Origin of the sequence: Paramuribaculum intestinale (genome assembly GCF_003024925.1) — a bacterium.
GTDB classification, from domain to species: Bacteria; Bacteroidota; Bacteroidia; order Bacteroidales; family Muribaculaceae; genus Paramuribaculum; species Paramuribaculum intestinale.
In genome coordinates this window covers 1-2,652 of record NZ_PUED01000256.1, presented here as the reverse complement: position 1 = coordinate 2,652, position 2,652 = coordinate 1, and the positions used below count along the sequence as shown (strand labels likewise).

Annotated in this window: 4 protein-coding genes; 3 read left to right on the top strand and 1 reads right to left on the bottom strand. The window is 40.2% G+C overall.

Annotated features, from left to right (window positions below; genetic code table 11):
* From C5O24_RS12395 to fic, 3 genes are all read left to right on the top strand, one after another.
* Nucleotides 1-428: hypothetical protein (locus tag C5O24_RS12395; RefSeq protein ID WP_205961117.1), on the top strand; the 428-nt coding region annotated here is incomplete at its 5' end.
* The gene (locus C5O24_RS12390) at nt 412-1,506 is read left to right on the top strand and encodes a hypothetical protein (protein ID WP_161953438.1); all 1,095 of its coding nucleotides are present in this window, start codon (nt 412-414) and stop codon (nt 1,504-1,506) included. The genes C5O24_RS12395 and C5O24_RS12390, both read left to right, overlap by 17 nt.
* 71 nt (nt 1,507-1,577) lie before the next feature.
* Complete coding sequence (fic, locus tag C5O24_RS12385) at nt 1,578-2,450, top strand: protein adenylyltransferase Fic (RefSeq protein WP_107036873.1); 873 nt, start codon at nt 1,578-1,580, stop codon at nt 2,448-2,450.
* Between the two features lie 19 nt (nt 2,451-2,469).
* On the opposite strand, the gene C5O24_RS14370 is transcribed toward fic, so the two are convergent.
* On the bottom strand, nt 2,470-2,652 hold a 183-nt coding region (locus tag C5O24_RS14370; RefSeq protein ID WP_205961116.1), incomplete at its 5' end, for a hypothetical protein.

The following is a 2,652-nucleotide window of genomic DNA, read 5'->3' as shown; positions in this document are numbered from 1 at the left end:
GCTCTATGTTACAAAAGATTCGATCAAATGAGTATGAGTATAAGTTTATTTATCCGGCACAAATACTGGGAGGGAAACCGCTATTGAAATCAAAAACTCTGACTATAGAATATGCAACCTCAGATTTTATATTTGCTGAAAGAATTAAGAGGGGGGAACCCCGCCTTGTTGTATTCTATTTTGGAAATCTTTCATCGAAAGGATTTACAAATTTATATGATGCTTTGATTTTTTACAATTTGGTAGAGCAAGACCAAAAAGTAATAGTCTATTTCTATGGTTCAGAGGTCGAAAATCGTGAGAATTTAGCAGAAGGGAAACGAATTTTCAAGAATAAAAATCTCGATGTTGCATTTAAGCCACTGCCAATTTTGAGCATATCGACCGAACCATCCATTTTATCTAAAAACAGTGATCAAGATGACTAAGCAACCTCTAACTTACCCATCTCCTCAGGACTTGGAATTTATTCTTTGCACATGTGTAAGGAAATGTGATCTATTGACCTTTCTTAGAAACCGGTCTGTATTTCTATTCAACGCTTCCATTGAAGATGCCGCTAAGGAAGTTGCGCGATATCTATATAGTGCTGATTCTCTCGAAGAATTAAGGGCACTGGCATATAGGTCTTCTAATAACAAAATACTTAGTGGTTTTCATTTGTTTAGTGATAAGGAATTTGCACTTGACAACATCTATAATGATATTAGAAACAAGGGACTTTTGACATCTAAAGGTTACAGACTAAACACAATCGCCAAAGTAACTGAATCGGATAAAATCTATTTTGAAGGAACACTGTCTTATCTTAAACAGTCTGCTGGTAGAATAAACTTTATAAGAACAGAAGAACGAGATGTAGCTTTTAAAATGTATCAAATTTCTGATACTGAGTGGCAAGTAGAGGTTGATGGTGCTAAATCCAGTGATGGTAAAACTGTTATGAGTATGTTGGGAGATGTTGCAAAGAAACGCGGAATTGAAACCAAGTCACTGCGTATAGACAGATTGACAAATGGAGATACAATATCTTTTTTTGATAAACTCGCAAAAGAGGGTCTCCCAAACACGTGGGAAATTGTAGACATTGGACGAATTAACATAAAACGCGAACCAGGGACAAAAGTTGATGATTTCGGTGACGATGAACAAGAAGTTGAACAAGAGCAGTTGTCTGGAATAACAAATGCCATATTAGAAGGCAAGAACTTACGTGAACATCAGTTTGTGAGAAATGCAGAAGAATCTGGTTATGCATTTACTTCAATGACCTATCTATTTCATAATCATCAAACAGATGAGAAAATTAGAATAAGAGCTGAATTTAAGGGCAGCCCCAAAATTTTCGAGGTTGCATTGGAAGCCTATTTTATAGGCATCGAAGGTAATTCGGATGATGAAAATCAGCTTAGTATACTGGATGATAAGAAAAACCTTAATATCAGGTCTATATTTTGGAATAACGCATGTAGTATTTTTTATGATGTATGCACCAACGTTAACTAATGTTGACTAAGTCTATAACAATCCATTGCTAATCGCATGATTCTATCCTTTATACGTTTTAGATTTAAGTTATGAGAAAGAAGTCGATTCGTTTTTTCAATGACCGCGAGGTGAGGGCGGTCTGGGATGACGAGAACAACTGCTGGTGGTTTTCGGCTACTGACGTGGTGCGCGCTATCAATGATGAGCCGGACTATACGAAGGCCGGTAACTATTGGCGTTGGCTTAAACGCAAGCTGGGGCAAGAGGGCGTTCAACTCGTGAGTCCCACTCACGGGTTCAAATTCGAGGCCCCAGATGGCAAACAGCGCAAGGCCGATGTGCTCAACAGCGAGGGGGTTATTATACTTGCCAAGCATTATCCCAACAATCGTGCAGCTAAGTTTCTTGATTGGTTTACGTATAGCGACAATACTATCGACGGGCAGAGCCGCAAGAAGGCGTATACTCTGTTTGAAAGCGGATTGCTGAACTCTCTGGAGCCGGGCAGCATGAAATGCCTACAACAGATTCATGCCTACCTCTTCGGCGGTCTCTATGAGTTTGCCGGACAGATAAGAACCAAGAACATATCAAAGGGCGGTTTTACTTTTGCCAACTGTCTACATTTCCCGACCATCATTCCTACTATTGAACGTATGCCGGAAACGACGGTAGACGAAATCGCCGACAAGTATGTAGAGATGAACGTCGTGCATCCGTTTATGGAAGGGAACGGGCGTAGCACTCGCATCTGGCTTGACCTGATGCTCCGTCGCTCGCTTAAACGCTGCGTTGACTGGAGCCGGATTGACAAGAATGAATATCTGACCGCGATGAGAGAAAGCGTTATTGACTCAACCCATATCAAAGCCTTGCTGAAAGGTGCGCTGACCGACAAAATCAACGACCGCGAAATGTTTATGAAAGGCATCGACTACTCATATTACTACGAGGAAGAGTAGGCTTACTCTCTAATACCGCCTATGCGTATCGGCGTGCAAAAGTTACGCGGATTATTTGAATTTTGCCTGTAATTTGCCTGTAGAAAATATAAGAAATCTGTATCTTATACCAATCTCCAAGCCCACCAGACTCCCGAGCATCTCGTATGCCATCTTCCGCTTTAAAACAAAAAACAAATTCAACATAACTTGATATTGTCAA

Excerpts from the sequence above, each read along its gene's own strand:
- fic (WP_107036873.1), top strand. The coding sequence starts at position 1,578 with ATGAGAAAGAAGTCGATTCGTTTTTTCAATGACCGCGAGGTGAGGGCG.